Origin of the sequence: Mucilaginibacter sp. PPCGB 2223 (genome assembly GCF_001705515.1) — a bacterium.
Classification (GTDB): Bacteria; Bacteroidota; Bacteroidia; order Sphingobacteriales; family Sphingobacteriaceae; genus Mucilaginibacter.
Genome location: NZ_MDJS01000001.1, coordinates 2,156,081 through 2,177,299, shown reverse-complemented (window position 1 = coordinate 2,177,299; position 21,219 = coordinate 2,156,081). Strand labels below are relative to the sequence as shown.

20 protein-coding genes and 1 pseudogene are annotated in these 21,219 nt (G+C 47.0%); 3 read left to right on the top strand and 18 right to left on the bottom strand.

Features of this window, described 5'->3' with window-relative positions:
* Positions 1–10: 10 nt before the first annotated feature.
* The 14 genes and pseudogenes from BEL04_RS09385 to BEL04_RS09320 all read right to left on the bottom strand — a co-directional run bounded on the left by BEL04_RS09385 (position 11) and on the right by BEL04_RS09320 (position 12,710).
* A complete protein-coding gene (locus BEL04_RS09385; protein WP_066002656.1) occupies positions 11–712 on the bottom strand; it encodes a hypothetical protein in 702 nt (233 codons plus the stop codon).
* Complete coding sequence (locus BEL04_RS09380; RefSeq protein WP_066002654.1) at positions 705–1,496, bottom strand: urease accessory protein UreD; 792 nt, start codon at positions 1,494–1,496, stop codon at positions 705–707. The genes BEL04_RS09385 and BEL04_RS09380 overlap by 8 nt, the downstream gene beginning before the upstream one ends.
* On the bottom strand, positions 1,493–2,131 hold the full coding sequence (gene ureG / locus BEL04_RS09375; RefSeq protein ID WP_066002653.1) for an urease accessory protein UreG: 639 nt from the start codon (positions 2,129–2,131) through the stop codon (positions 1,493–1,495). The genes BEL04_RS09380 and ureG overlap by 4 nt, the downstream gene beginning before the upstream one ends.
* 63 nt (positions 2,132–2,194) lie before the next feature.
* Positions 2,195–2,881, bottom strand: coding sequence for an urease accessory protein UreF (locus tag BEL04_RS09370; RefSeq protein ID WP_066002650.1), 687 nt, complete (start codon positions 2,879–2,881; stop codon positions 2,195–2,197).
* The gene (gene ureE / locus BEL04_RS09365) at positions 2,878–3,387 is read right to left on the bottom strand and encodes an urease accessory protein UreE (protein WP_066003607.1); all 510 of its coding nucleotides are present in this window, start codon (positions 3,385–3,387) and stop codon (positions 2,878–2,880) included. The genes BEL04_RS09370 and ureE overlap by 4 nt, the downstream gene beginning before the upstream one ends.
* Before the next feature lie 39 nt (positions 3,388–3,426).
* Complete coding sequence (ureC, locus tag BEL04_RS09360) at positions 3,427–5,142, bottom strand: urease subunit alpha (RefSeq protein WP_066002648.1); 1,716 nt, start codon at positions 5,140–5,142, stop codon at positions 3,427–3,429.
* Between the two features lie 71 nt (positions 5,143–5,213).
* Positions 5,214–5,513 (bottom strand): annotated as a pseudogene (locus BEL04_RS09355) (urease subunit beta); the annotation flags it as partial.
* Positions 5,514–5,524: 11 nt separating this feature from the next.
* A complete protein-coding gene (tnpA, locus tag BEL04_RS09350) occupies positions 5,525–5,986 on the bottom strand; it encodes an IS200/IS605 family transposase (RefSeq protein WP_066002645.1) in 462 nt (153 codons plus the stop codon).
* A gap of 213 nt (positions 5,987–6,199) precedes the next feature.
* Entirely contained in the window at positions 6,200–6,502 is a 303-nt protein-coding gene (gene ureA / locus BEL04_RS09345; RefSeq protein WP_066002643.1) for an urease subunit gamma, read from the bottom strand.
* Between the two features lie 43 nt (positions 6,503–6,545).
* Positions 6,546–7,511 carry an XdhC family protein gene (locus tag BEL04_RS09340; protein ID WP_066002641.1) on the bottom strand — a complete coding sequence of 322 codons (966 nt, stop codon included), beginning with the start codon at positions 7,509–7,511 and terminating at the stop codon, positions 6,546–6,548.
* The gene (locus BEL04_RS09335; protein ID WP_066002639.1) at positions 7,474–9,786 is read right to left on the bottom strand and encodes a xanthine dehydrogenase molybdopterin binding subunit; all 2,313 of its coding nucleotides are present in this window, start codon (positions 9,784–9,786) and stop codon (positions 7,474–7,476) included. Before BEL04_RS09335 ends, BEL04_RS09340 begins: the two co-directional genes overlap by 38 nt.
* Positions 9,783–11,195: an FAD binding domain-containing protein gene (locus BEL04_RS09330; RefSeq protein WP_083227837.1), complete on the bottom strand. Its 1,413-nt coding sequence runs from the start codon at positions 11,193–11,195 to the stop codon at positions 9,783–9,785. The genes BEL04_RS09335 and BEL04_RS09330 overlap by 4 nt, the downstream gene beginning before the upstream one ends.
* Positions 11,196–11,414: 219 nt before the next feature.
* Positions 11,415–12,149 carry a hypothetical protein gene (locus tag BEL04_RS09325; RefSeq protein WP_066002635.1) on the bottom strand — a complete coding sequence of 245 codons (735 nt, stop codon included), beginning with the start codon at positions 12,147–12,149 and terminating at the stop codon, positions 11,415–11,417.
* Between the two features lie 243 nt (positions 12,150–12,392).
* Positions 12,393–12,710, bottom strand: coding sequence for a hypothetical protein (locus BEL04_RS09320; protein ID WP_066002633.1), 318 nt, complete (start codon positions 12,708–12,710; stop codon positions 12,393–12,395).
* 154 nt (positions 12,711–12,864) lie between these two features.
* Here BEL04_RS09320 and BEL04_RS09315 point away from each other — a divergent pair, with 154 nt between their 5' ends.
* Together BEL04_RS09315 and BEL04_RS09310 are read left to right on the top strand one after the other, a co-directional pair.
* Positions 12,865–14,289, top strand: coding sequence for a glycoside hydrolase family 125 protein (locus BEL04_RS09315; protein WP_066002631.1), 1,425 nt, complete (start codon positions 12,865–12,867; stop codon positions 14,287–14,289).
* 3 nt (positions 14,290–14,292) lie between these two features.
* Positions 14,293–15,774 (top strand): alpha-L-fucosidase, encoded by a 1,482-nt coding sequence (locus BEL04_RS09310; RefSeq protein WP_066002629.1) that lies wholly within the window; start codon positions 14,293–14,295, stop codon positions 15,772–15,774.
* Positions 15,775–15,829: 55 nt separating this feature from the next.
* Here BEL04_RS09310 and BEL04_RS09305 read toward each other — a convergent pair whose 3' ends face one another.
* The 3 genes from BEL04_RS09305 to BEL04_RS09295 form a co-directional block, all read right to left on the bottom strand.
* On the bottom strand, positions 15,830–17,065 hold the full coding sequence (locus tag BEL04_RS09305; RefSeq protein ID WP_066002627.1) for a M20 family metallo-hydrolase: 1,236 nt from the start codon (positions 17,063–17,065) through the stop codon (positions 15,830–15,832).
* Positions 17,066–17,193: 128 nt separating this feature from the next.
* Positions 17,194–17,502 (bottom strand): hypothetical protein, encoded by a 309-nt coding sequence (locus tag BEL04_RS09300; RefSeq protein WP_066002625.1) that lies wholly within the window; start codon positions 17,500–17,502, stop codon positions 17,194–17,196.
* Between the two features lie 332 nt (positions 17,503–17,834).
* Positions 17,835–18,263 (bottom strand): VOC family protein, encoded by a 429-nt coding sequence (locus BEL04_RS09295; protein WP_066002623.1) that lies wholly within the window; start codon positions 18,261–18,263, stop codon positions 17,835–17,837.
* A gap of 41 nt (positions 18,264–18,304) precedes the next feature.
* Between BEL04_RS09295 and BEL04_RS09290 the strand changes: the two genes are divergently transcribed.
* Positions 18,305–18,916, top strand: a complete 612-nt coding sequence (locus BEL04_RS09290; protein ID WP_066002621.1) for a class I SAM-dependent methyltransferase — start codon at positions 18,305–18,307, stop codon at positions 18,914–18,916.
* Positions 18,917–19,034: 118 nt separating this feature from the next.
* Here the strand turns inward: BEL04_RS09290 and BEL04_RS09285 are convergent, their stop codons facing one another.
* On the bottom strand, positions 19,035–21,203 hold the full coding sequence (locus BEL04_RS09285) for a S46 family peptidase (protein WP_066002620.1): 2,169 nt from the start codon (positions 21,201–21,203) through the stop codon (positions 19,035–19,037).
* Positions 21,204–21,219: the final 16 nt, after the last annotated feature.

Sequence of the window (21,219 nt, the reverse complement as noted above, 5' to 3'; positions counted from 1 at the left end):
CAAGGATATTTTACCATCCTAAAAACACCATGCCGCAGCCACAGATCAGTATAACTGCGCCGCCGATAGCATGTACATAACGCTCTATCTTGCTTGTTCTAAAAAAAGCAATGCCATATAAGCCCAAGATCACCATCAGCACCATGGTAGCAACTGTAGCGATGATATAAACGGTGATCATTGCAGTAATGCCTATCCACGAGTGCTGCGCTGCAGGGTACGAAAGCAGCGGTATCATCGGCTCGCTCGGCCCCATCGCGAAGATGAAGAACATCACCCAGGGCGTTACCGGGTACCGGTCTTTAGGTGCCACGGCCTCGCCATGCTGATGCTCGTAAACATACATCGAGCCATCGTCGTAAATATCAAAATGCTTGTGCGCCTTGTTTTGTTTAGCCTGGTACAATCCCCAAACGGTGTAACCCAAGCCAAAAAGCAACAGTGCCCAGGCCGCAAAACCGCCGCGTATGCCCTCGAACCAACTTAGTTTAGATAAGGAGAAACCCACCGCTATGCCGATCAATCCCAGCAAAACCGAACTGCCCACGTGGCCGATGCCGCAAAGCATCGTCCACATGATGGTACGTGGCCTCGACCAACCCTTCGACCGTGACAAAGCCACAAAAGGCAAATAATGGTCGGGCCCGCTAAAGGTATGCACACAACTGATGGTAACTGCGGTAAAAAGCAGGAGCAATAACTCATTACGCATAGGCCATGTTTTTGGTGTTGATAAGGCCTGCTATGGCTTTTAAGCAGCTGTGCAGTTGCTCGCCTTTTTGCCCAAGGATACGTATAATGATGCCGTTTTTAGGTGCTTCGGTAAAGCCATATTGGATGTTGGTTTGATCAGCTAAGAAACTGTTGATGTTTTCTTTAAGTTGCCTATTACCCGCTTTCTCATCCAGGTAAATTAAACTGGCCTGGTGAGTATAGCCCTCTAACTGCCCAATGGAGCTTACATCAATCTGTTTAGGCTGCATCAGCAGGTTTTCTTTAATGATGAGTTTGCCGTTCAAAAATATCTCCGTTAGGTTATGGTACTTGGTAAATAAAAAAACCTCGCCGTTAAGCTTACGGCCGCAGGTTAAAACCTCGCCCCAAATGAGACGGCAGTTATTGGCGAGGTATATCTTGTTTTTCGCAGTAAAATCCGATTTTTCATGCGGGGCGGACGGGTGTGGCAAATATTGAAACGATACGCCTTTTGACGTATGCACTTCTACCTGCTGTAAAGCACAGCCCTGCATATTAAAAATTCGCTGGTACGATTGCGTTTGCAGATCCAAAGCACAGCCTTCTTCCAGATCAATTTTGATGCGGTACTCATCACCATCCAATATTCCCGGCGATGAACTCATCATCATCAGTTGCAAAGTTTTATCGCGCTTATCCTCCCGTACATCGGCAATTTTAAATGGCGGCGTTGCGTACACTTTTTTAAGGTGCGTGCAGCCGTCGCGTAGTTTAGTTTCAATGTGCAGGTCGGCAATCATCGTATCAGTTCGGGTTCGGTACCAGTGTTCATCAAACCATATTTTTCTATCCAGCCGATAACGGTATCCAGCCCCTGTAAACTCATCAGGTTGGTAAAAACAAACGGCGCACCTTTCCGCATCAGTTTGGCATCGCGTTCCATTACAGCCAGATCGGCATTTACGTAAGGGGCCAGGTCGATCTTGTTGATCACCAGCAGATCGCTGCGGGTAATGCCGGGGCCGCCTTTGCGCGGTATTTTATCACCCTCGGCAACGTCGATCACAAAAACGGTGAGGTCGGCCAGGTCCGGGCTAAAAGTTGCCGATAAATTATCACCTCCGCTTTCGATAAAGACGATTTGTACATCGGGAAAACGTGCTGCCATTTCATCAACAGCTTCCAAATTCATGCTGGCATCCTCGCGGATGGCGGTATGCGGGCAGCCACCTGTTTCCACGCCGATGATGCGCTCAGGCGGAAGCAGGCTGTTTTTGGTCAAAAAGTCGGCATCCTCTTTAGTATAAATATCATTGGTGATCACCCCGATGCTGTATTTACCTGCCATATTTCGCGACAAGCGCTCAATTAACGCCGTTTTACCCGAGCCTACCGGCCCCGCTATGCCTATTTTGATGTATGTTCTTTCTGTCATTGTCTTTATTTATAACATTAGGTTGATAGCTTTGTGCTTTCGCCTTTTAGCTTTCACCTCTGTTTACGACATATACAACCTCGAATATAAATCTTCATGCTGCATGCAACGTATGTCAAAACCTGTGCAGCACAGTCCAATCAAATCCTTTTCGGGATACATTGACTTTCCTGCAAGCTCATTGATCAATGGCTTTATAGCGAAAAGTATCTTCTGCCCGTCCTGTTGCCCTAAGGGTATCAGTTTTACACTATTCGTGATCATACCCATAGCAGCGTTATAGTAAAAGCCGGTCAATGCTTCCTGTTTTTCAATATTTTGGATGGCCGCGATCATACCGAACGTGACGCAATAATGCCCTTCGGCCGTTTTGTTGTCGATTGCTTTCTTATACCTGTTCAGTAAATCATCATCGCAGTATTCCTGAAATATTTTAAGCAACCGTGTGCCTAATTTCTGGCTGGCCTGTCTCATTTCGCGCGGTAGTTTAACGGCATTGCATTCGGCATCTAAAGTCAATAGTTCATCAATATTTCGGTCAATGGTTGCATCATAAGCCAGCGACATCAGCGCCGCATCGGTATAATGCAGGTTCTGGGCCAGCATTTCACTAACAAAAGCTTCAGCCGATACCGCATCTTTAACTATGCCTAACTGCACATAAGTTTCCAAGCCGGCCGAATGTGAAAAGCCGCCGATAGGCAAGGTAGGGTCGGCCAGTTGTAGCAGGTTTAACAGTGCAGTGCTCATTGCGGGTTAGTTAACTTCATGATCTTTGAGAAAAGGCTCTCACCCGGGCCACCGTTATGCCCGTGCGCGGCAACGCTGGTTTTTAACGGGTTGAGCAATTTACGGTTATCCTGACTAACATCGTATCCCGAAGCACTCAAAAGCCTGAACAGCGGCGCATCAAATACTACCAGCACATCCTCATTATCGTAAAACAATGGCAGGTGCTTGTTACCGATCTCGTAACAAACCGAAGCCATCTCGAACATATTTTTCGGGCGGATAACGATCACCTCGCAAGGCAAAATATCTACAGCGATAACGGTTTTATCGTCCATAAACAAAATATCGCCCTGGGTTAAATTTTGCCCGCCGCCTAAAAACTTAATGGCAACCTCAATACCCGCCTGGCTATGCTTGTGCATAATGCGTTTTTGGGTTTCGAACCATTCCAAAGCAAGATAGTCGATGGTGCGATTGCCGATATCTGTCGATTCTATATTCCCCTTTTTTTCTTGTACAAGCATATTCGTGTGATTTATCACCCCTTTAGGGGGTTAGGGGGCTTAAAATAAAAAATACCTCTGCGCCAACGGCACTACCGAAACCGGTTCGCAGGTAATATGCACGCCATCAACCTTTACCTCGTAATTCTCGGGGTTAACGTCAATCTGCGGCGTTGCATCGTTATGGATCAGATCCTTTTTGCCAATGTTGCGGCAGTTTTTCACCGGTAATGTCATCTTCTCCAAACCATATTGCTGCACCACATTTTTATCCAGCGAAAGCTGCGAAACAAAAGTAGCGCAGGTTTTGTAAAGCGCTTTGCCATGCGCACCGAACATGTGGCGATAAATTACCGGTTGCGGCGTAGGGATGGACGCGTTCGGGTCGCCCATGCGTGCGGCGATGATCATGCCGCCTTTGATGATCATTTCGGGCTTGGCGCCGAACATTGCCGGTTTCCATAATACCAGATCGGCCAGTTTACCGCTTTCCAACGAGCCTACATATTCAGAAATGCCGTGACTAATAGCCGGGTTGATGGTATATTTAGCCATATACCGCTTTACGCGATAGTTATCGTTCTCCTTGTCTTCGGGTAAAAAGCCGCGCTGCTTTTTCATTTTATCAGCCGTTTGCCAGGTACGGGTAATTACTTCGGCAACGCGGCCCATGGCTTGCGAGTCGGAACTCATCATGCTGAAAACACCCATATCGTGCAGAATATCCTCTGCCGCGATGGTTTCGGGCCTGATGCGCGAATCGGCAAAGGCCACGTCCTCGGGCACCGATTTATCCAGGTGATGGCAAACCATCAGCATATCCAGATGCTCGTCGATTGTGTTTTTGGTGTACGGACGGGTAGGATTGGTTGATGACGGCAATACGTTCGGGTACATCGATGCCTTAATGATATCCGGCGCGTGCCCGCCGCCTGCGCCTTCGGTATGGAAGGTATGGATCACCCGCCCATCGATGGCTTTGATGGTATCTTCCAAAAAGCCCGCCTCGTTCAAAGTATCGGTATGGATGGCTACCTGCACATCATATTTATCGGCAATTTTTAGTGATGCATCAATAACGGCAGGGGTAGAGCCCCAGTCCTCGTGGATCTTTAAGCCCAAAGCCCCGGCTTCTATTTGTTCTTCCAAAGGCGCTTCTTCGGCGCAATTGCCTTTGCCAAAAAAACCCAGGTTCATGGGGAAAGCATCTGCTGATTGCAGCATTTTTTCGATGTTCCAGGCTCCGGGTGTAACCGTAGTGGCATTAGTACCATCTGCCGGGCCGGTACCGCCGCCTATCATGGTGGTAATGCCGCTGAAAAGCGCATGGTCTATTTGTTGTGGGCAAATAAAGTGAATGTGCGTATCGATGCCCCCAGCGGTAGCTATCAAGCCTGCACCGCCATGCACCTCTGTCGATGCGCCGATAACCATATTGGGCGTTACACCATCCATAGTATCCGGGTTACCCGCTTTGCCAATACCGACTATCTTACCATCCTTAATACCGATATCACCTTTAACAATCCCCCAATGATCGATGATCATCACGCTGGTGATCACAAAATCGAGCACATTATCGGCGCGTATTTTGGTTGCCGATTGCGCCATGCCATCGCGGATGGTTTTGCCGCCACCAAATTTGCCTTCGTCGCCATAAACGGTAAAGTCTTTTTCAATTTCGATGATCAAATCGGTATCGCCCAGCCGAACTTTATCGCCGGTGGTAGGGCCAAACATATTGGCGTATTTGATGCGATTGATGTTTAAGCTCATGCCTTCTTGTTTTTAAATCCCTGTGCCGATAATTTTTCCATTGCTGCAGATTTAACTTCAGCCGATGTGGTATCACCATTTACCAGGTTATTAAAGCCATAAATTTTGCGATGACCGCCGAAGGTGGTGAGCGTAACGTCTTTCTCCTCGCCTGGCTCGAAACGTACGGCTGTTCCTGCCGCAATATTAAGGCGCATACCGAAAGCTTGCTCACGGTCAAACTCCAATTGTTTGTTCACCTCGAAAAAGTGATAATGCGAGCCCACCTGCACTGGCCTGTCGCCGGTGTTGACCACAGTTAGGTTTACGGTCGGCCGCCCCACGTTGCATTCAATGGGTTCGGTTTTGAGGATGTATTCGCCTGGTATCATGATGGTTATATTTATTCAATAAATTCAAACAAGTATTCGTTTTGATATGCTATTTCAAACTTTTGCAATAATTGTAGATATTCCTCTCTAAATGTTTTCTTTTTATGATGCTCTTCTTGATTCAATATGTATTTAACTACATTATCGATATGTGAATGAGAGTAGGAAAATACACCATAGCCTTCTTGCCAACTGAATTTACCTTTAATCCAATTTTGATTATTGATAAATTCATTGGTTTCAACTTTTATCTCTTTGACAAAATCGGATATTAATATTGTTGGTTTAAAGCCAACGAACAAGTGTAAATGGTCAGGCATGCAATTTATTGCAAGCATTTTTGCTTTTCTGTTTGTGACCAATCCGGTAATGTATTTATGCAATTCCTCTTTATTCTCTTTAGCGATCAGATTTTGTCTGTGTTTAACAGCAAAAACAAATTGCAGGTATATTTGAGAATAAGTGTTAGGCATAGTTCGTTATTTTAGGAGGCACCTACGGAGCCTTTATTTTGTTGTCAATTTCTATAAACAGGCTACTCCTACGGAGTTACTTGTCTGATTATTTTTTGTCTTATTGCTCCATAGGAGCATCCTGTTTATAGCAGTTTAATCAAGTTTTGTTTGGCTCCAGCGGAGCCTCCTGCTATACCATTTGCACTGTAACGTATAGAAAATTCACTCTTCTCACCTTATCGGATCATGCACCGTAACCAGCTTCGTCCCGTCCGGAAACGTAGCTTCGATCTGTATCTCGTGTATCATTTCGGGTATCCCTTCCATTACATCGTCGCGGGTTAAAATAGTGGCGCCGTATTGCATCAGCTCAGCTACCGATTTGCCATCGCGTGCCGCCTCCTGCAGATGACTGCTGATCAAAGCTATCGCTTCGGGGTAGTTCAGTTTCAGCCCCCGTGCGCGGCGCTTTTCGGCCAGTTCGCCAGCCAAAAACAACAATAACTTTTCCGATTCTCTTGGTGTTAAGTGCATCGTATCAAATAAAGTCTTAATATAATAAAAACAATGCTAAAAGCTACAGACCGGCGTTTTTTACCTTGATGATCTGTGCCGCTATGCTTACCGCGATCTCTTCGGGCGTCTGGCTTTTGATTTGGATGCCGATAGGGGAAAAGATCTTTTTTAAACGTTGTTCGTCCATGCCTTCGGCGGCGTAATCGGTAAACATTTTCTTGATTTTTTTTTTGCTGCCCAATACGCCCAGGTATTTAAAATCCTTGTTCATCAAACTTCGTAGGGCAATATCGTCGGTACGATAACCCCAGGTCATTAAAACTACGTAGTTGTGTTCTCCTGATTCGATCAGTTCAGCCAGTTCATTATAATCGGCAACCAAAGTTTTTTCGTTGGCTGCATCGTTTTGCTGAAGCGTATTTAACTCAGGGCGGTTCTCGTAAATGTGCACGTAAAACCCGAGCGTGCTCATCATCCGCGAAAGCGCCAAAGCGCAATGCCCGCCACCAATAATAAACAGGTGGTTAATGTACCCGGTAACTTCCTGATACAGCCATTCGGTTTCGTCGGCCATGTTGAATAGGTCTTGTCTGCCGTTAACCTCGCTATCAAAATGTAGCCCTTTCGGCGATAGCGTGAGCAGGCCGTTTTGGTTATGTTCCAAACTGTCAATCAGCCGGTCGATGTCCAAAGCATCTTCGGGATTAACCTGGTACAGTAAAATGGTTTGTTCGCCCGAGCAGATCATCCCGCTCTGGTTTTTGGCTGCCGCTTTATCATGCACCTGTTGTTTTACAGCCAGCACATGCTCATTGTGCAGGAGCTTTTCTTTAACCATTTCTACAAACTTATGCTCCATGATACCGCCGCCTATGGAGCCTACCATTTGCCCATCGCGGTCAACAGCCATCATAAAGCCCCGGCGCCCGGGGCTGCTGCCCTTGCTTTCCAATACGTACAGCAACATCACGGGGATGTTGTGCTGCAGGCTATCGGCTATTAACTTCCAGGCTGCTTGTTGTTTCATCGTTTTTTTCCTGTCCGGCGGGTAATGGATTGCTGTAAAGTGCCATTAGTGTTTTTTCGGGCGTCATGGGCGCATCAAATGGCATATGCGCCCATGGGTTGAACGCCTTGATCGCATCGCGTAAAGCAAAATAGGTGCCTATACCATACATCAGCGGAGGCTCGCCCACGGCTTTTGAGCGGAAGATAGCCAGGTTATCCTTATCTGTATCCAAAAAGTCAATATCCAAAACCTTGGGTACCGAATAAATATCAGGTACTTTATAGGTTGATAATGCGTTCGAGCGCAGGCGGCCTTCCTTATCGTAAATCACTTCTTCCATCGTCATCCAGCCGATGCCCTGTACAATACCGCCTTCAATCTGCCCGCGGTCTATCAGCGGGTTCATACTGTGGCCAAAATCGTGCACCACTTTTACGGCGTCTATCTCGTAGGTTCCACGCAGGCAATCCACTGTTACCTGTGTGATGGCCGTGCCGTAAACGTGATAGGCAAACGGGTGCCCTTTTTCTTTTAGTTTATCGTAGTGAATTTCGGGTGTGGCATAATGCGCATGTTCCGATAAACTTACCCGCTTTAGAAAAGCCGACATCACCAGCTTTTTCCAATCCATACCGCTTGGCTCGCCGTTCACTAAAACCTGCTCGTCTTTCAAGCTGATGGCAGCCTCGTCAACATGCATTTCCTCGGCTGCGTTTTTGATCATCCTTTCGGCGATGGCTTTGCAGGCCATATAAGTAGCTTTACCGTTCAAATCGGCAGTAGCGCTTGCCGCAGATGGCGACGAGTTGGCTATGCGGCTGGTACTGGTGCTTTGCAGCTTCACCAACTCCGGCCTGATGCCGAACACATACGATGCCACCTGCAGCATTTTGGTATTTACACCCTGCCCCATTTCGATAGCGCCGGTACTCACACTTACGCTGCCATCGGTGTATACATGCACCAAAGCACGGCCCTGGTTCATCATGGTATTGGTGAATGATATACCAAAGCATATCGGCATAAAGGCGATACCTTTTTTGTATAACTTATTGGTTTTGTTGAACCAATTGGTCTCCTTGATAACGCTTTCGATGTTGTAGATATCCATCGCCTTATCCCAGCAGGTATCGGCCTCGCTTACGGCCAACTGCCCGTAGGGGAATTCGTCGCCGGTTTTATTGAGATTTACTTTTTGGATGACCGATGGCTGTACACCCAGCTCCTGCGCGGCTTTGGCTATTGCCGATTCGATAACGAACATACCCTGCGGGCCACCAAATCCCCGAAAAGCTGTATTAGGCGGTAAATGCGTGCGGCAACTGTACGCTACGGCTTTCACATTCGGTATAAAATAGCTATTGGTGCAATGGAATAAAGTACGTTCCAAAACAGCCGGCGAAAGATCAGCCGCGGCGCCTGCGTTCTGATAAAAGTCCACCTCGTAAGCCAGTATTTTATAATTTTTATTGAGGCCAATTTTGAAATCCGACGAGTAGGGGTGACGCTTACCGGTCATTCGCATATCCTCCATCCGGTCGAGCGAGTATTTTACAGGTTTTTTCAGGATGTGAGCGGCCAAAGCACATAAAGCCGCCCAGGCATTGGCCTGATCTTCTTTACCGCCAAAACCGCCGCCCAGGCGGATCACATCAACCTCCAACTGGTGCATCTGCACGCCAATTACTTTACAGGATGCCTGCTGCGTAGCGCGCGGACTTTGAGTCGACGAATATACCTTTAACGCGCCGTTCTCCTGCGGGATGGCGTAAGCGCCCTGTGTTTCAATATATAAATGTTCCTGACCGTTACTGTCGGCCTGGCCTTCAAAAATATATTCGCATTGCTGCCAGGCAGATTGGGCATCGCCTAAAACGTGCGTACGCGGTGGTACAATGAGTTGCCCCAGCTTATGCGCTTCCCGCGGATCAGTGATTACCGGAAGCGGGTCTATCTCAACTTTTATTTTCTTAACGGCATGGCGGGCTGCTTCATCAGTTTCGGCCACAACAAAAGCTACCGGCATGCCGCAAAAATCAACATGGTGCTCGGCCAGCAAAGGCTCATCAGGTACGATGCCGCCTATCTGGTTCTCGCCGGTAACATCGTGATAGGTAAGTATCCTTACCAGACCTTCCACCTTTTCTGCTTCGCTCAGGTCGAGGTTTTTGATGATACCATGCGCCACAGGCGAGCCAAAGGCGCAGCCAAACAAGGTGCCTTGTATCAGCGGGATATCATCCAGGTAAATAGATTCGCCGCGCGTATGGGTTTTTGCATCTATATTCTTCATACCACGGATATTAATTGTTTAACTTCCAGATCGGGGAAGAGTTTGATAAAATGCCCCTTGATCAATTGCGATAACAACAGGCGTTTATATTGTCCTGTACCCCGGGCATCGCTGATAGGCGATACTTCGGTTTGGGCTATTTGCGTAGCCTTAATAATAAGCTTTTCGCTGATGACCCGCCCCTTTAAAAATTCCGAGGCCATGCTCAGGTAAGCCGGAGTCGGCCCTACACCACCGGCAGATACCGAAGCATCGGTAATTATACTCCCGGCCATAACCAAACTGATGGCTGTATTTACACTCGCAATATCCAGGTGCGTACGCTTGCTTACCTTTTCAAAATTGAACAGTGTTTTTTCATCCGGTAAGGTGAACCAGAATTTGCTGATATATTCTTCGGGTTTTTTGTCCAACTGTTTATATCCTTTATAAAATTGCCTTAGCGGGATGTTGCGTTTTGTAATACCATCGGTTAGCTCCAATATTGCATTAAGCGCCAAAAAGAAGATCGAGAAATCGCCGATGGGTGAGGCGTTTACAAAATTCCCTGCAAAGGTGGCAATGTTGCGTATCGGGGTCGACGATACCAACTTGGTAAATTGGTCGATGTTGCTGAAATACTTTCTGATGATCGGCGAAGCCGCAAACTCGCTAACGGTTGTCGCGCCGCCGATCGTACAGATATCGCCTTGCTGCGTAATGCCTTTAAGCTCGGGTTTTGCACCCACAAAATCAATATCGGCATACACCATGGCTTCGTGCTGCTGCACATACAGGTCGGTACCGCCGCCAATAAAGAGTTTGTTTGGTTTGGCTAAGTCTGCACCATTTGGTTGTTCGGATAAGAGTTTAAGCTTTTCGGGGATATCGGTAAAGTAAGCAGGTAGTATTCCCTTTTCGGTAACGAACGCTGCTGCATCAGATGGTTTGTCCTCAAGTAAAGCGGTTATCTTCTCAAGCGCCCGCTCGATGGATTTATACCCGGTACAACGGCAAATGTTACCATCAACCGATGCTATGGCGTTTTTATAAGTAGGTTCTTTATCGCTTAAGCAAAACCCAGCCATACTTACAATGAAACCCGGTGTACAAAAGCCGCACTGGGTTCCGTTAGTTTCGCACATGGCCTGTTGTATCGGGTTCAGGTCATCCATGTTAACGCCTTCTACTGTTACAATGTGCTTATTGTTAACGTTGCCCAAAGGTGTAAGGCACGAAGTTGCCGAGCGATATTTAACCTGCCCGTTATCCAACTCGCCGATAAGTACTGTGCAGGCGCCGCAATCACCCTCGCGGCAGCCGATTTTAGTGCCCTTCAGATTTTGCTGATAGCGCACAAAATCGAGCAGCAGCATACCTGCCGGCAGGCTGGTATTAACGGCTTTGTTATTTAAAATAAAACTTGTCAATGTGTAAACTATGTATTGCTAATTTAACGATAAAAAATCGCGCCACAGCCAAATTTAACAAAAATGATCATGATAGCTACAGATTTTGCAGTTTTTATAGATAAATACTGTATTTTTTATTTGCTATTGTTGATTGGATAGCCAATTGCATTTGCACAGGTAAGTATTGTAAAATAAAAAAGCCCTTTCGGGCTTTCTTTATTTTTTTAAATGTGAAGATTATTTATCATGCTTTTCGAAGGGCTTCGAATCGCTGCACGATGTTAATGCTGCTATTATTTTATTATAAACATTGGTATTGATCGAACTGGTGATTAATATAGTGTTGTTGGTGCGTGTGGTGGCGTCTATTTCGGCGGCGGTAATTGTGGCTAACAGTTTAGCCAGATGCACAGTTAAGCTGGCTCCCAGATTCTTTGTGCCGTCTACAACAAGATTCTCAGCGCTTGCTTTGATAAGCAGATTATCATTAAAGTCAAACTCGACGGGAATGTTAGTACCTGCCTTGGTGGTATATGTTCCTTTTAAAACCAAAGGCAGATCGCCGGCTGCTACCTTTTCAAAAACAACTCTAAGCTCGATCTCCGTATAGGTACCTGCATCTATCCGGACGTTGGCAAGCGCCGAATTGAGTGCAAACAAATCCACATGGGTTACGCCCGCGGTACTGATCTCTGTTGATTTACCATCTTTTTTAGCTTCCAGTTGAAACCGGGCGATATTTGCAATTCCGGATGTCCAGGTAATCCCGGCTGTACCCAAAGGTGGCCCCATAGTCACTAACGAATTGACGGCAATTGAACCGGGAACAGAGAATGTTGCCAGGGGGCTGTCGGATGTCAGGCCGAAAGAAATTTGCGATGAAGCGTTCGTATCGTCAGTTTTTTTACACGAACTGAATGCTGCGGTTATTAATAATAAGCAGCCAAATAGCTTTAAACTAATAGTTTTCATTAGTCGGGTAATTAAGTTAATAAATTGGTTTTTGAAGTGTAATACGAATGTTACAATTCAATGGTTGCCCGAAGTTAATGAATAAAAACTAAAATGGATACACAAATATTTTGTTATACGTTATAGGTCAGTTTTTTGTGGAAGATTTAATTGAGATAAGACACACAATACTAATCCGCGGCTGGTATGCAGGAATCCCCATACAACTAACAAAAAAAGCCGCTTGCAAAGCGGCCATGTATTTTAAGATGCTTTCGCCAGCGGACCGGCAAAGCCGGATTCGGGTTTTAGTTTACGGCGAACCGTAAGTTTATCCTGAACCAGGAATTTCTCTTTCAGTTTTTTAAATATCTCAAAACTAAAAGAATCACGCATGGGCATGTGATGACCTTTGATAGTTAATGGATGTAACTGCAGCATACTTTCCGGAACTTTCAGGTTCATGTGGTTGATATGGGTCAGCCCGCTGTCCGGGTCGGTGTCATAGATCACAAAAGTATCTATCATCTGGCCCTTTTCGTTGGTGTAAACCACAGTATCGTGTTCATTAAATCGTTTCATAGTTTGTGAGGTATTTTGTAATTGAGGAACACCGGATCACAATTAAATGTTTTTGTGTGACGAAAATTTATTTCGCGATAAGTTTGTCACTTGCCAAATCAAAATAAAACTGTTGGCATTAAGTGCCGAAGTATGTACCTTGGTTTAAACTGACATGAAAAGAAGCCAATTTTTACAGCATACCAGTTTGCTCGCAACCGGGTTATTTTTAAGCAATAATGTTTTTGCCATTAACGACGGTGAATACCCCGGCAACAGGCCGCTTTTAAGTAAGCGTAATTTCAGGAGCGCCATTATTGAAGATGCCATCGTAAAATTTAAAGCCGGAGTAAAAAATAAAGAACTTGGCTGGCTGTTCGAAAACTGTTTCCCTAATACCCTGGATACTACAGTATTTTTTGAGATGGCAGATGGCAAACCCGATACTTATGTCATCACCGGCGATATCGACGCTATGTGGCTCCGCGACAGCAGTGCCCAGGTTTGGCCCTATCTGCCTTTTACCAAAACCGACGATAAACTCAAAAAGTTGATAGCCGGTGTCATCAACCGGCAAACCCGTTGTATTTTAAAGGACCCCTATGCTAATGCTTTTTACAAGGATGATACCAAAATAAGCGAGTGGAAAAGCGATCATACCGAAATGAAGCCGGGCGTGCACGAGCGCAAATACGAAATCGATTCGCTCTGTTACCCCATCAGGCTGGCATACCATTACTGGAAAACTACCGGCGATACCCAGCCTTTCGACGAGCAATGGAAACATGCTATCCATAATATTTTACAAGTATTCATCGATCAGCAGCGGAAGACAGGCCACGGCCCGTATCATTTTCAGCGCAGCACCAGTGCCGCTACCGATACCCTGCCCATGGGTGGCTACGGTTTTCCTGTAAAACCGGTTGGGCTGATCTGCTCCATGTTCCGACCCAGCGATGATGCAACCATCTACCCTTTCCTCGTCCCTTCAAACTTTTTTGCGGTGGTGAGCCTGCGGCAGGCGGCCGAGATGGTAAGTACTTTACAACACGACACCTCCCTGGCTACCCAACTGCAGGCGCTTGCTATAGAAGTTGAGGTCGCACTCCGGAAATACGCGATCGTCAGCCATCCCGTGTACGGTCAGATTTACGCGTACGAAGTCGACGGCTTCGGTAACCATAATTTGATGGACGATGCCAATATCCCCGGCCTGCTGGCCTTACCGTACCTGGGCGCGGTCAACATAAACGACCCGGTCTATCAGAATACCCGGCGCTATGTGCTCTCGGATAGTAACCCGTACTTCAGCAAAGGCAAATTTGCCGAAGGCATCAGCGGACCACATGTAGGCATGCCTGATATGGCCTGGCCGTTGAGTATTATCAGTCGTGGCCTGACCAGTACAAGCGACGACGAGATCAAATATTGCATCGATATGCTCAGGAAAACCCACGCTGGTACAGGCTTTATGCACGAGGCCTTTAACGTGAACGATCCAACCAGGTACACCCGAAAATGGTTTGCCTGGGCCAATACCATCTTCGGCGAATTTTTATGGAACACCTACCAGGAGAAACCTCATTTATTGATTGATTAGTATATGAAAAAAAGCCTAATAGTTAGTTTACTAACACTAATATTTTTATCCGGTTACAGCCAAAACACGTCGCCAAAACCCTACGGTGCTATCCCGAGTGCCGCACAACTCAACTGGCACCAGATGGAAATGTACTGCATCATCCATTTTGGTGTGGATACCTATACAGATAAGGAGTGGGGCTATGGCGATGAAGATGAGCAAATATTTAATCCCACGCAGTTTAACGCTATGCTGATCGTCGGTGCGGCTAAAGCCGGTGGTTTTAAAGGCGTCGTGATCGTGGCCAAGCACCACGACGGCTTTTGCCTGTGGCCCACGCAAACTACCGGGCATAACATTACTAAAAGCCCGTACAAAAATGGTGCGGGCGATATTGTGCGCGAATACCGCGAAGCCTGTAATAAACTGGGCATGCAAATGGGCATCTACTGCTCACCCTGGGACAGGAACAACCCCGCCTACGGCACACCGGCTTATGTGCAAACCTATCGCAATCAGATCAAAGAACTTTACAGCACTTACGGCCCGCTGTTCATTTCCTGGCACGATGGCGCCAACGGCGGCGATGGCTATTACGGTGGCAAACGCGAGGTACGTAAGATCGATCGAACCACCTATTACGGTTGGGATACCACCTGGGCCATCGTACGCAAGCTACAGCCCAATGCCTGCATCTTCGGCGATGTGGGTCCTGATGTGCGCTGGGTAGGCAACGAGAATGGCGAAGCGGGCCAAACCTGCTGGGCAACCTATCTGCCTAAAGCCCCGGATGAAGGTAAAGGCCCTGCCAATGGTTATGTGCTGGATAAACTGGGTATTGAGGGTACACACGGCGCACCGAACTGGATGCCTGCCGAGTGCGATGTGCCGCTGCGCCCCGGATGGTTTTACCATGCCAGCCAGGATGAAAAAGTAAAAACACCGCAGCAATTGCTGGATATCTACTACAAAAGCGTAGGCCGGGGCGCCGATCTCGACCTTGGCCTCGCGCCCGACCGCCGTGGGCTGATCAACGAGCGCGATGTAGCTTCGCTCAAAGCATTCGGTGATATCCTGCGTAAAACTTTTGCGGTAAACCTGGCCAGGGGCGCTAAGGTTTCGGCAAGCAATATCCGCGGTAATAACACAGCTAAGTACGGGCCGGCGCGTTTGCTGGATGATGACCGGTACAGCTACTGGGCTACCGATGATAAGGTAACCACTGCCGACCTGACGCTTGCTCTAACCAAACCGCAAACTTTCAATATCATCCGTCTGCGCGAAAATATTAAACTGGGTCAGCGTATCAGTGCTTTTGCTGTGGATGCATTCGCGGATGGGAAATGGACGGAAATTGCCTCCGCTACAACTATCGGCGCCAACAGGCTGATCCGGCTTCCGCAGGATATTACCGCGACTAAGGTAAGGCTGCGTATTACCGCATCCGACGCTTGTATTGTGCTAAGCGATTTTGGCTTATTTAAAGAATCAGCTGACCGGTAGATGGTATTGGCATTAATCCCGATGCCATCTTGCATCGGTTACTTATTCATTAAAATTACTTCTGCAATACCTTCAAAATTGTTCCATATAGAATTTCTGTACCGAGTGCCAGGTCCTCATCACTCGAATACTCGAGAGGGTTATGACTTATGCCGTCCTTACAACGGATAAAGATCATACCGTAATCGCAGGCGTAGGATAAAGCCAGGGCATCATGGAAAGGTCCGCTCATCAGTTCGGGAGCATCCAGGCCTAAAGTTTTACATTCTTCACCGATGATATCTTTGATCCAGCCGGCGCAATAACGCGGTTCGCTGTTGGTATCCACCGAAACCTTATAAGTGAGTTGATGTGCTTTGGCGGATGCATCAATCAGTTCGCGTACCTGCTGCTCGTAACGGTTGCGGCGGTCGAGGTCGATATCGCGCAGATCGAGTGTAAACACTACTTCTTCGGCAATGATATTACGCGATGCCGGGAATACATCTATGGTAGCTACAGTACCTACGGTTGGTGCACCGGGAACCTGAGTTACAATTTTGTTGAGGCCAACGATCACCTCGGCAGCTCCCAAAAGTGCATCCTGCCGCATGTGCATAGGTACCGAGCCGGTATGGCCGGCCATGCCTTTCATCTTAACCGTCAGCCATAGCGGGCCCGAAATGCCGCTTACAATACCGATCGGTTTATTGGCCCTGTCGAGGATGGGCCCTTGTTCGATGTGCAACTCCAGGAAAGCAAAAATGCTTCCTGCTTTGTATTCCGACTCTTTAAATTTGCCGATATCGCAGCCAAAATTGATCAAAGCTTTTTCGCGTGTGATGCCATTAGCATCGGTGCGCTGCAGTTCGCCTTCTTCAAGCTTGCCTAAAATACCCCGTGAGCCGAACAGTCCTTTTTTAAAGCGCCAACCTTCCTCGTCGGCAAAGCTGATGATTTCGATGGTGCGTTTGGGTTTGATGCCGTTTTCGGTTAATGTGGTGATGGCTTCTATCGCGCAAAGTACACCGGCTACGCCGTCGAACCGGCCGCCATAGGGCTGCGAGTCGAGGTGCGAACCCATCATGAGTACGGGCAATTCGGGTTTACTGCCTTTGAGCGTGCCGATGAGGTTACCAAAATTATCTATGCGGGTTTGCATGCCTGCAGCGTGCATCCAGCTTGATGCCAGTTCAAAAGCCTGTTTTTCGTCGGGGCTGTGGGCGGGGCGGCAGGTACCGGTTTCTCCTATTTTGCCAATCTGGCTCATTTCTGCAAAATGCAGAGCCAGTCGTTTAGCGTTAATCTTCATCGTATTTTTAAAAAATTAAAAGCACAATATAAGAGTTTTGAAAATTATGCAAATCCGGGAGCAATAAAAGTTTGGTCGCTGTGGGCGGCACGGGCTGTAGGTTCGTGCCGCACCATTTATCCAGGTAGCTACTCCTTATGCTTACCCTGAAAGCGAATGCTCAGGAATACGCTTATCACCACCGCTCCGGCAAAAAGGATGATCATTTCCAGGGGCTTATCGTGGTGAAATTTGCTTATCCTGAACAACGAGCAGGCGACGATAATATTGAGCAATGCCCACAAAACGTTGGTAGTTGATGTTGACAGCCCCTTGCCGGGGGGCTTTGCAAAGGGCGTTGGAAATTTGTTACCCGAGATGCCGTGTACAAAATGAGGTACGGCGTTAGCGAAAAATGTACCGGCAAGAAAGCCGGCCACATATTGATACCATTCCATAATTAATCAGGTTAATAATCGGTCAGTGTGTTAATAATTGGTTAAATCAAATATACAATATCAAATTTCAATTTTACACTATCTTAATTCCTGATCATCTGGGCGGATAACTTTTTTTGAATAGTATTGCGGTGATGTTTTTCCATAACTATGACGGAATATAACAACTTTGCACCTTTGTCTGTACCAGCCGACTGATTCCGAAACGAAGGCCGTTTTCAAATATTACCTGCGTTGCCGCACTGCGCATCTGCTAATTGTACAAACAAGATCGGTTTTATCTTATCTGACATAAACGACATTTAATTAGCAAACGCCCCACTAAATTTACATCATACGGCAAACAACTGCCCGATATCCTTAAATGCTTTAAACTCGAGGGCGTTGCCCGAGGGGTCTAAAAAGAACATGGTGGCCTGCTCGCCGGGCAAGCCCTTAAAGCGGATATACGGCTCGATGATAAATTTGATGTTCATACTTTGCAGCCTGTCGCGCAGCTTTTCCCAATCTTCCCATGGTAATACTACGCCGTAGTGCGGTACGGGTACGTCGTGTCCGTCGACAGGGTTGTGATGGGTTTGTTCAACCGAAATCGGGCGGGGTTTTAAATGGATAACGAACTGGTGGCCATACAGGTTAAAATCAGTCCAGCGCGTATTGCTCCGGCCTTCGCCGCAGCCCAGCACCTCGCGATAAAACCTGCGGGCTTCTTCCAGATCGTAAACAGGTACTGCAATGTGAAAAGGAGTAACGGGGCTCATATTTATCTTGATGAATTGCTAAATTTACAGAAATATACCTGATGACAAACAACCTGCAGCAGCTTTACGGAAGTATCGATATCTACCTTTTTGATCAGTTACTGAAAGGCACTTATAACAATTGCCACAAAATATTAGACGCCGGCTGTGGTGGCGGGCGCAACATTGTTTACTTTTTACAGAACGGGTTTGAAGTGCACGGCATCGACCCAAGCCCGAACGCTGTTGCCAATGTACAGCAATTGGCACAAAAGCTCGCACCACATATCCCGCAAGGTAATTTTACAATAGCTTCTGCCGAGGCTCTGCCTTTCGGCGACGCGGAGTTCGACCTGGTGATCAGCAGCGCCGTGTTGCATTTCGCACAAGGCAAAACACACTTTGAGGCCATGCTGCACGAAATGTGGCGTGTATTGAAACCGGGAGGCTATCTCTTTGCCAGGTTGGCGTCGGACATTGGTATTGAAACCCTGGTAAAACCATTGGGCAACGGGAGGTATTTACTGCCTGATGGTTCGGAGCGTTTTTTAGTGAACCAGGAAATGCTGCTGCAATACACTGCCGAACTGAACGCTTATCTGCACGAGCCTATTAAAACCACCAACGTACAAAACCTGCGCTGTATGACGACCTGGTGTTTGCAAAAACAATAGTTATCAGCTTATGGGCGCTTCACCAAAAGCAAGGTTTAGTTTTCGCGAGGCATAGATTTAAAAACAAAAGGGCCGAAATATCTCTATTCAGCCCTTTTGTTTTATCGCCTGGTTTATCCTAATTCTTATGGATATCCAGTTCGCTGATCAGGTTGTTACCATGGCCAAGCACATCGATGCACCATAGCACATAACGCACATCCACGCAAATGGTACGTTTGTATTTTTTGTCGAATGCGATATCTCCGCTCATCGCTTCCCAGTTACCGTCAAAAGCCAGGCCGATCAGCTCACCGTTAGCGTTAATTACCGGCGAACCCGAGTTGCCACCCGTAATATCATTATTGGTGATAAAGCAAACGGGCACTGTCCCGTTCTCGCCATACTGGCCAAAAGTCTTGGCCTTGTAAGCATCCAGCAGCGATTGCGGCAGGTCGAATTCGTCATCTTTTGGTTTATATTTCTTCACTACTTCGTTCAGGTTGGTGGTGATAGGCGCTTTTTTACCGTCTTTAATGTAATCCTGTACGTTGCCGTAGCTGATACGCATGGTCGAGTTGGCATCAGGGTACATTAACTTATCGGCGTTCTTCTCTAATAAAGCCTTTTGATACAGATGATCAAGGCGAGCTTTCTCGGCTTCGAAATCTGTTATTTTAGTGCCGAAAACCTTGCGCGAATATGCTTGCGGGTTAACATTCTGCGCGTACACAAAAGCCGGGTCGTTAGCTATAGCGTCTATAGATGGGTTGTCCATCAGGACTTTAATATCAGCCGGTCTGATGGTCTTGCTGCTGGCCCATAAATAGTCGGCATATTTTGTGAACGATTCCAACGGCGTTGAACCTTTATAATTAGTCACGATATCGGTAATGAACTGCGGGTGCTGTGCAGCGGGCACATCGGCATAATACGAGGCCATGATCTGCGCGAATATTTTTTTATCGGCCGTTTCATTGTAATTGCCCGCATAATCATCGATGATTTTACCTAACTGGCTTTTAATGCTGGCTACCGCATCGGCATTGTCTTTCATTTGCTGTAAAGCACGAATGCCGCCGTTGAGGTTAAGGTTCATAATCACAAAGCCGGGGGCCAGCAAGCCTTCGTTAATATAGGTGCGATGAATGGCATAAGGCTCATAATCTGCATAGGCTTTTTTGTACGCATCCATTAAACCGGTATACTCGGGTTTGCCAGCGGCCCATTTGGTAAAATCGGCTTCTTCACCTTGTTTTTGTTCGTAGATTTTAAGGTGTTTCAACTGGTCGGTTTGGCCGATGTAGTACTTCCAGTAGTTGGCGATCTCGGCATATTTCGATGAAAGTTTCAGGCGGGTTTCGGTGCTTTTGTTCATCTCTTCTTTCCAGGCCCTCAGGCGGATGTCGCGCAGCTTTACGATGATCGGGTTGGTTTCTTCGGTAGCTAAGTGTACACCATTCGAGGTCAGGAAGCGATCGGTACGGCCCGGGTAACCATAAACCATAGCAAAATCACCATTTTTAACTCCTTTTATGGAGATGGGTAAAAATTTCTTTGGTGTAAGCGGCACATTATCTGCCGAATATTCGGCCGGCTGTCCGTCTTTACCTGAGTATATCCGGAAGATCGAAAAGTCGCCGGTATGGCGCGGCCATTCCCAGTTGTCGGTATCGCCGCCGAATTTGCCTATCGATTGTGGCGGGGCACCCACCAAACGTACGTCCGAATACTTTTCGTACACATACAAAAAGTACTGGTTACCTTTAAAAAAGCTGCTGATGGCGGCGTGGTAATGGGTATCTTTAACACTGTTGTCAACCAGTTGCTTACTTATCTGCGCCAGTTTGGTGCCACGCTCGGCATCACTGGCGCCGGCCAGGGCAGCGGTTACCTGCGGGGTAACATCTTCTATCCGAACCAAAAAATCCACGAACAGGCCGGGTATAGGCTTCTCTTCGGCATAACTCTTGGCATAAAAACCATTATCTAAAATATCATTCTGCGGAGTCGAGTTCGCAGCTATCGACTCGTAACCGCAGTGGTGGTTGGTAAACAGCAAGCCATGGCTTGATACCACCTCGGCAGTACAGAAACCGCCGCCCATCGATACGATGGCATCTTTAATGCTGGCTTTGTTAATGTTGTACAGATCTTCGGCAGTAAGCTTAAAGCCCTGTTTTTTCATTTGATCATAGTTTTTACCGATCAGCATCGGTATCCACATCCCTTCGTCGGCTTTAACCAGGTTGCCGGTTAAAAGCAAGGTAAGGGTCATGGCAAAAATTAAGCGGATACGCTTTTCCATATTCTGTTAATTAAAA

Excerpts from the sequence above, each read along its gene's own strand:
- BEL04_RS09385 (WP_066002656.1), bottom strand. The coding sequence starts at position 712 with ATGCGTAATGAGTTATTGCTCCTGCTTTTTACCGCAGTTACCATCAGT.
- BEL04_RS09380 (WP_066002654.1), bottom strand. The coding sequence starts at position 1,496 with ATGATTGCCGACCTGCACATTGAAACTAAACTACGCGACGGCTGCACG.
- ureG (WP_066002653.1), bottom strand. The coding sequence starts at position 2,131 with ATGACAGAAAGAACATACATCAAAATAGGCATAGCGGGGCCGGTAGGC.
- BEL04_RS09370 (WP_066002650.1), bottom strand. The coding sequence starts at position 2,881 with ATGAGCACTGCACTGTTAAACCTGCTACAACTGGCCGACCCTACCTTG.
- ureE (WP_066003607.1), bottom strand. The coding sequence starts at position 3,387 with ATGCTTGTACAAGAAAAAAAGGGGAATATAGAATCGACAGATATCGGC.
- ureC (WP_066002648.1), bottom strand. The coding sequence starts at position 5,142 with ATGAGCTTAAACATCAATCGCATCAAATACGCCAATATGTTTGGCCCT.
- tnpA (WP_066002645.1), bottom strand. The coding sequence starts at position 5,986 with ATGCCTAACACTTATTCTCAAATATACCTGCAATTTGTTTTTGCTGTT.
- ureA (WP_066002643.1), bottom strand. The coding sequence starts at position 6,502 with ATGCACTTAACACCAAGAGAATCGGAAAAGTTATTGTTGTTTTTGGCT.
- BEL04_RS09340 (WP_066002641.1), bottom strand. The coding sequence starts at position 7,511 with ATGAAACAACAAGCAGCCTGGAAGTTAATAGCCGATAGCCTGCAGCAC.
- BEL04_RS09335 (WP_066002639.1), bottom strand. The coding sequence starts at position 9,786 with ATGAAGAATATAGATGCAAAAACCCATACGCGCGGCGAATCTATTTAC.
- BEL04_RS09325 (WP_066002635.1), bottom strand. The coding sequence starts at position 12,149 with ATGAAAACTATTAGTTTAAAGCTATTTGGCTGCTTATTATTAATAACC.
- BEL04_RS09320 (WP_066002633.1), bottom strand. The coding sequence starts at position 12,710 with ATGAAACGATTTAATGAACACGATACTGTGGTTTACACCAACGAAAAG.
- BEL04_RS09315 (WP_066002631.1), top strand. The coding sequence starts at position 12,865 with ATGAAAAGAAGCCAATTTTTACAGCATACCAGTTTGCTCGCAACCGGG.
- BEL04_RS09310 (WP_066002629.1), top strand. The coding sequence starts at position 14,293 with ATGAAAAAAAGCCTAATAGTTAGTTTACTAACACTAATATTTTTATCC.
- BEL04_RS09305 (WP_066002627.1), bottom strand. The coding sequence starts at position 17,065 with ATGAAGATTAACGCTAAACGACTGGCTCTGCATTTTGCAGAAATGAGC.
- BEL04_RS09300 (WP_066002625.1), bottom strand. The coding sequence starts at position 17,502 with ATGGAATGGTATCAATATGTGGCCGGCTTTCTTGCCGGTACATTTTTC.
- BEL04_RS09295 (WP_066002623.1), bottom strand. The coding sequence starts at position 18,263 with ATGAGCCCCGTTACTCCTTTTCACATTGCAGTACCTGTTTACGATCTG.
- BEL04_RS09290 (WP_066002621.1), top strand. The coding sequence starts at position 18,305 with ATGACAAACAACCTGCAGCAGCTTTACGGAAGTATCGATATCTACCTT.
- BEL04_RS09285 (WP_066002620.1), bottom strand. The coding sequence starts at position 21,203 with ATGGAAAAGCGTATCCGCTTAATTTTTGCCATGACCCTTACCTTGCTT.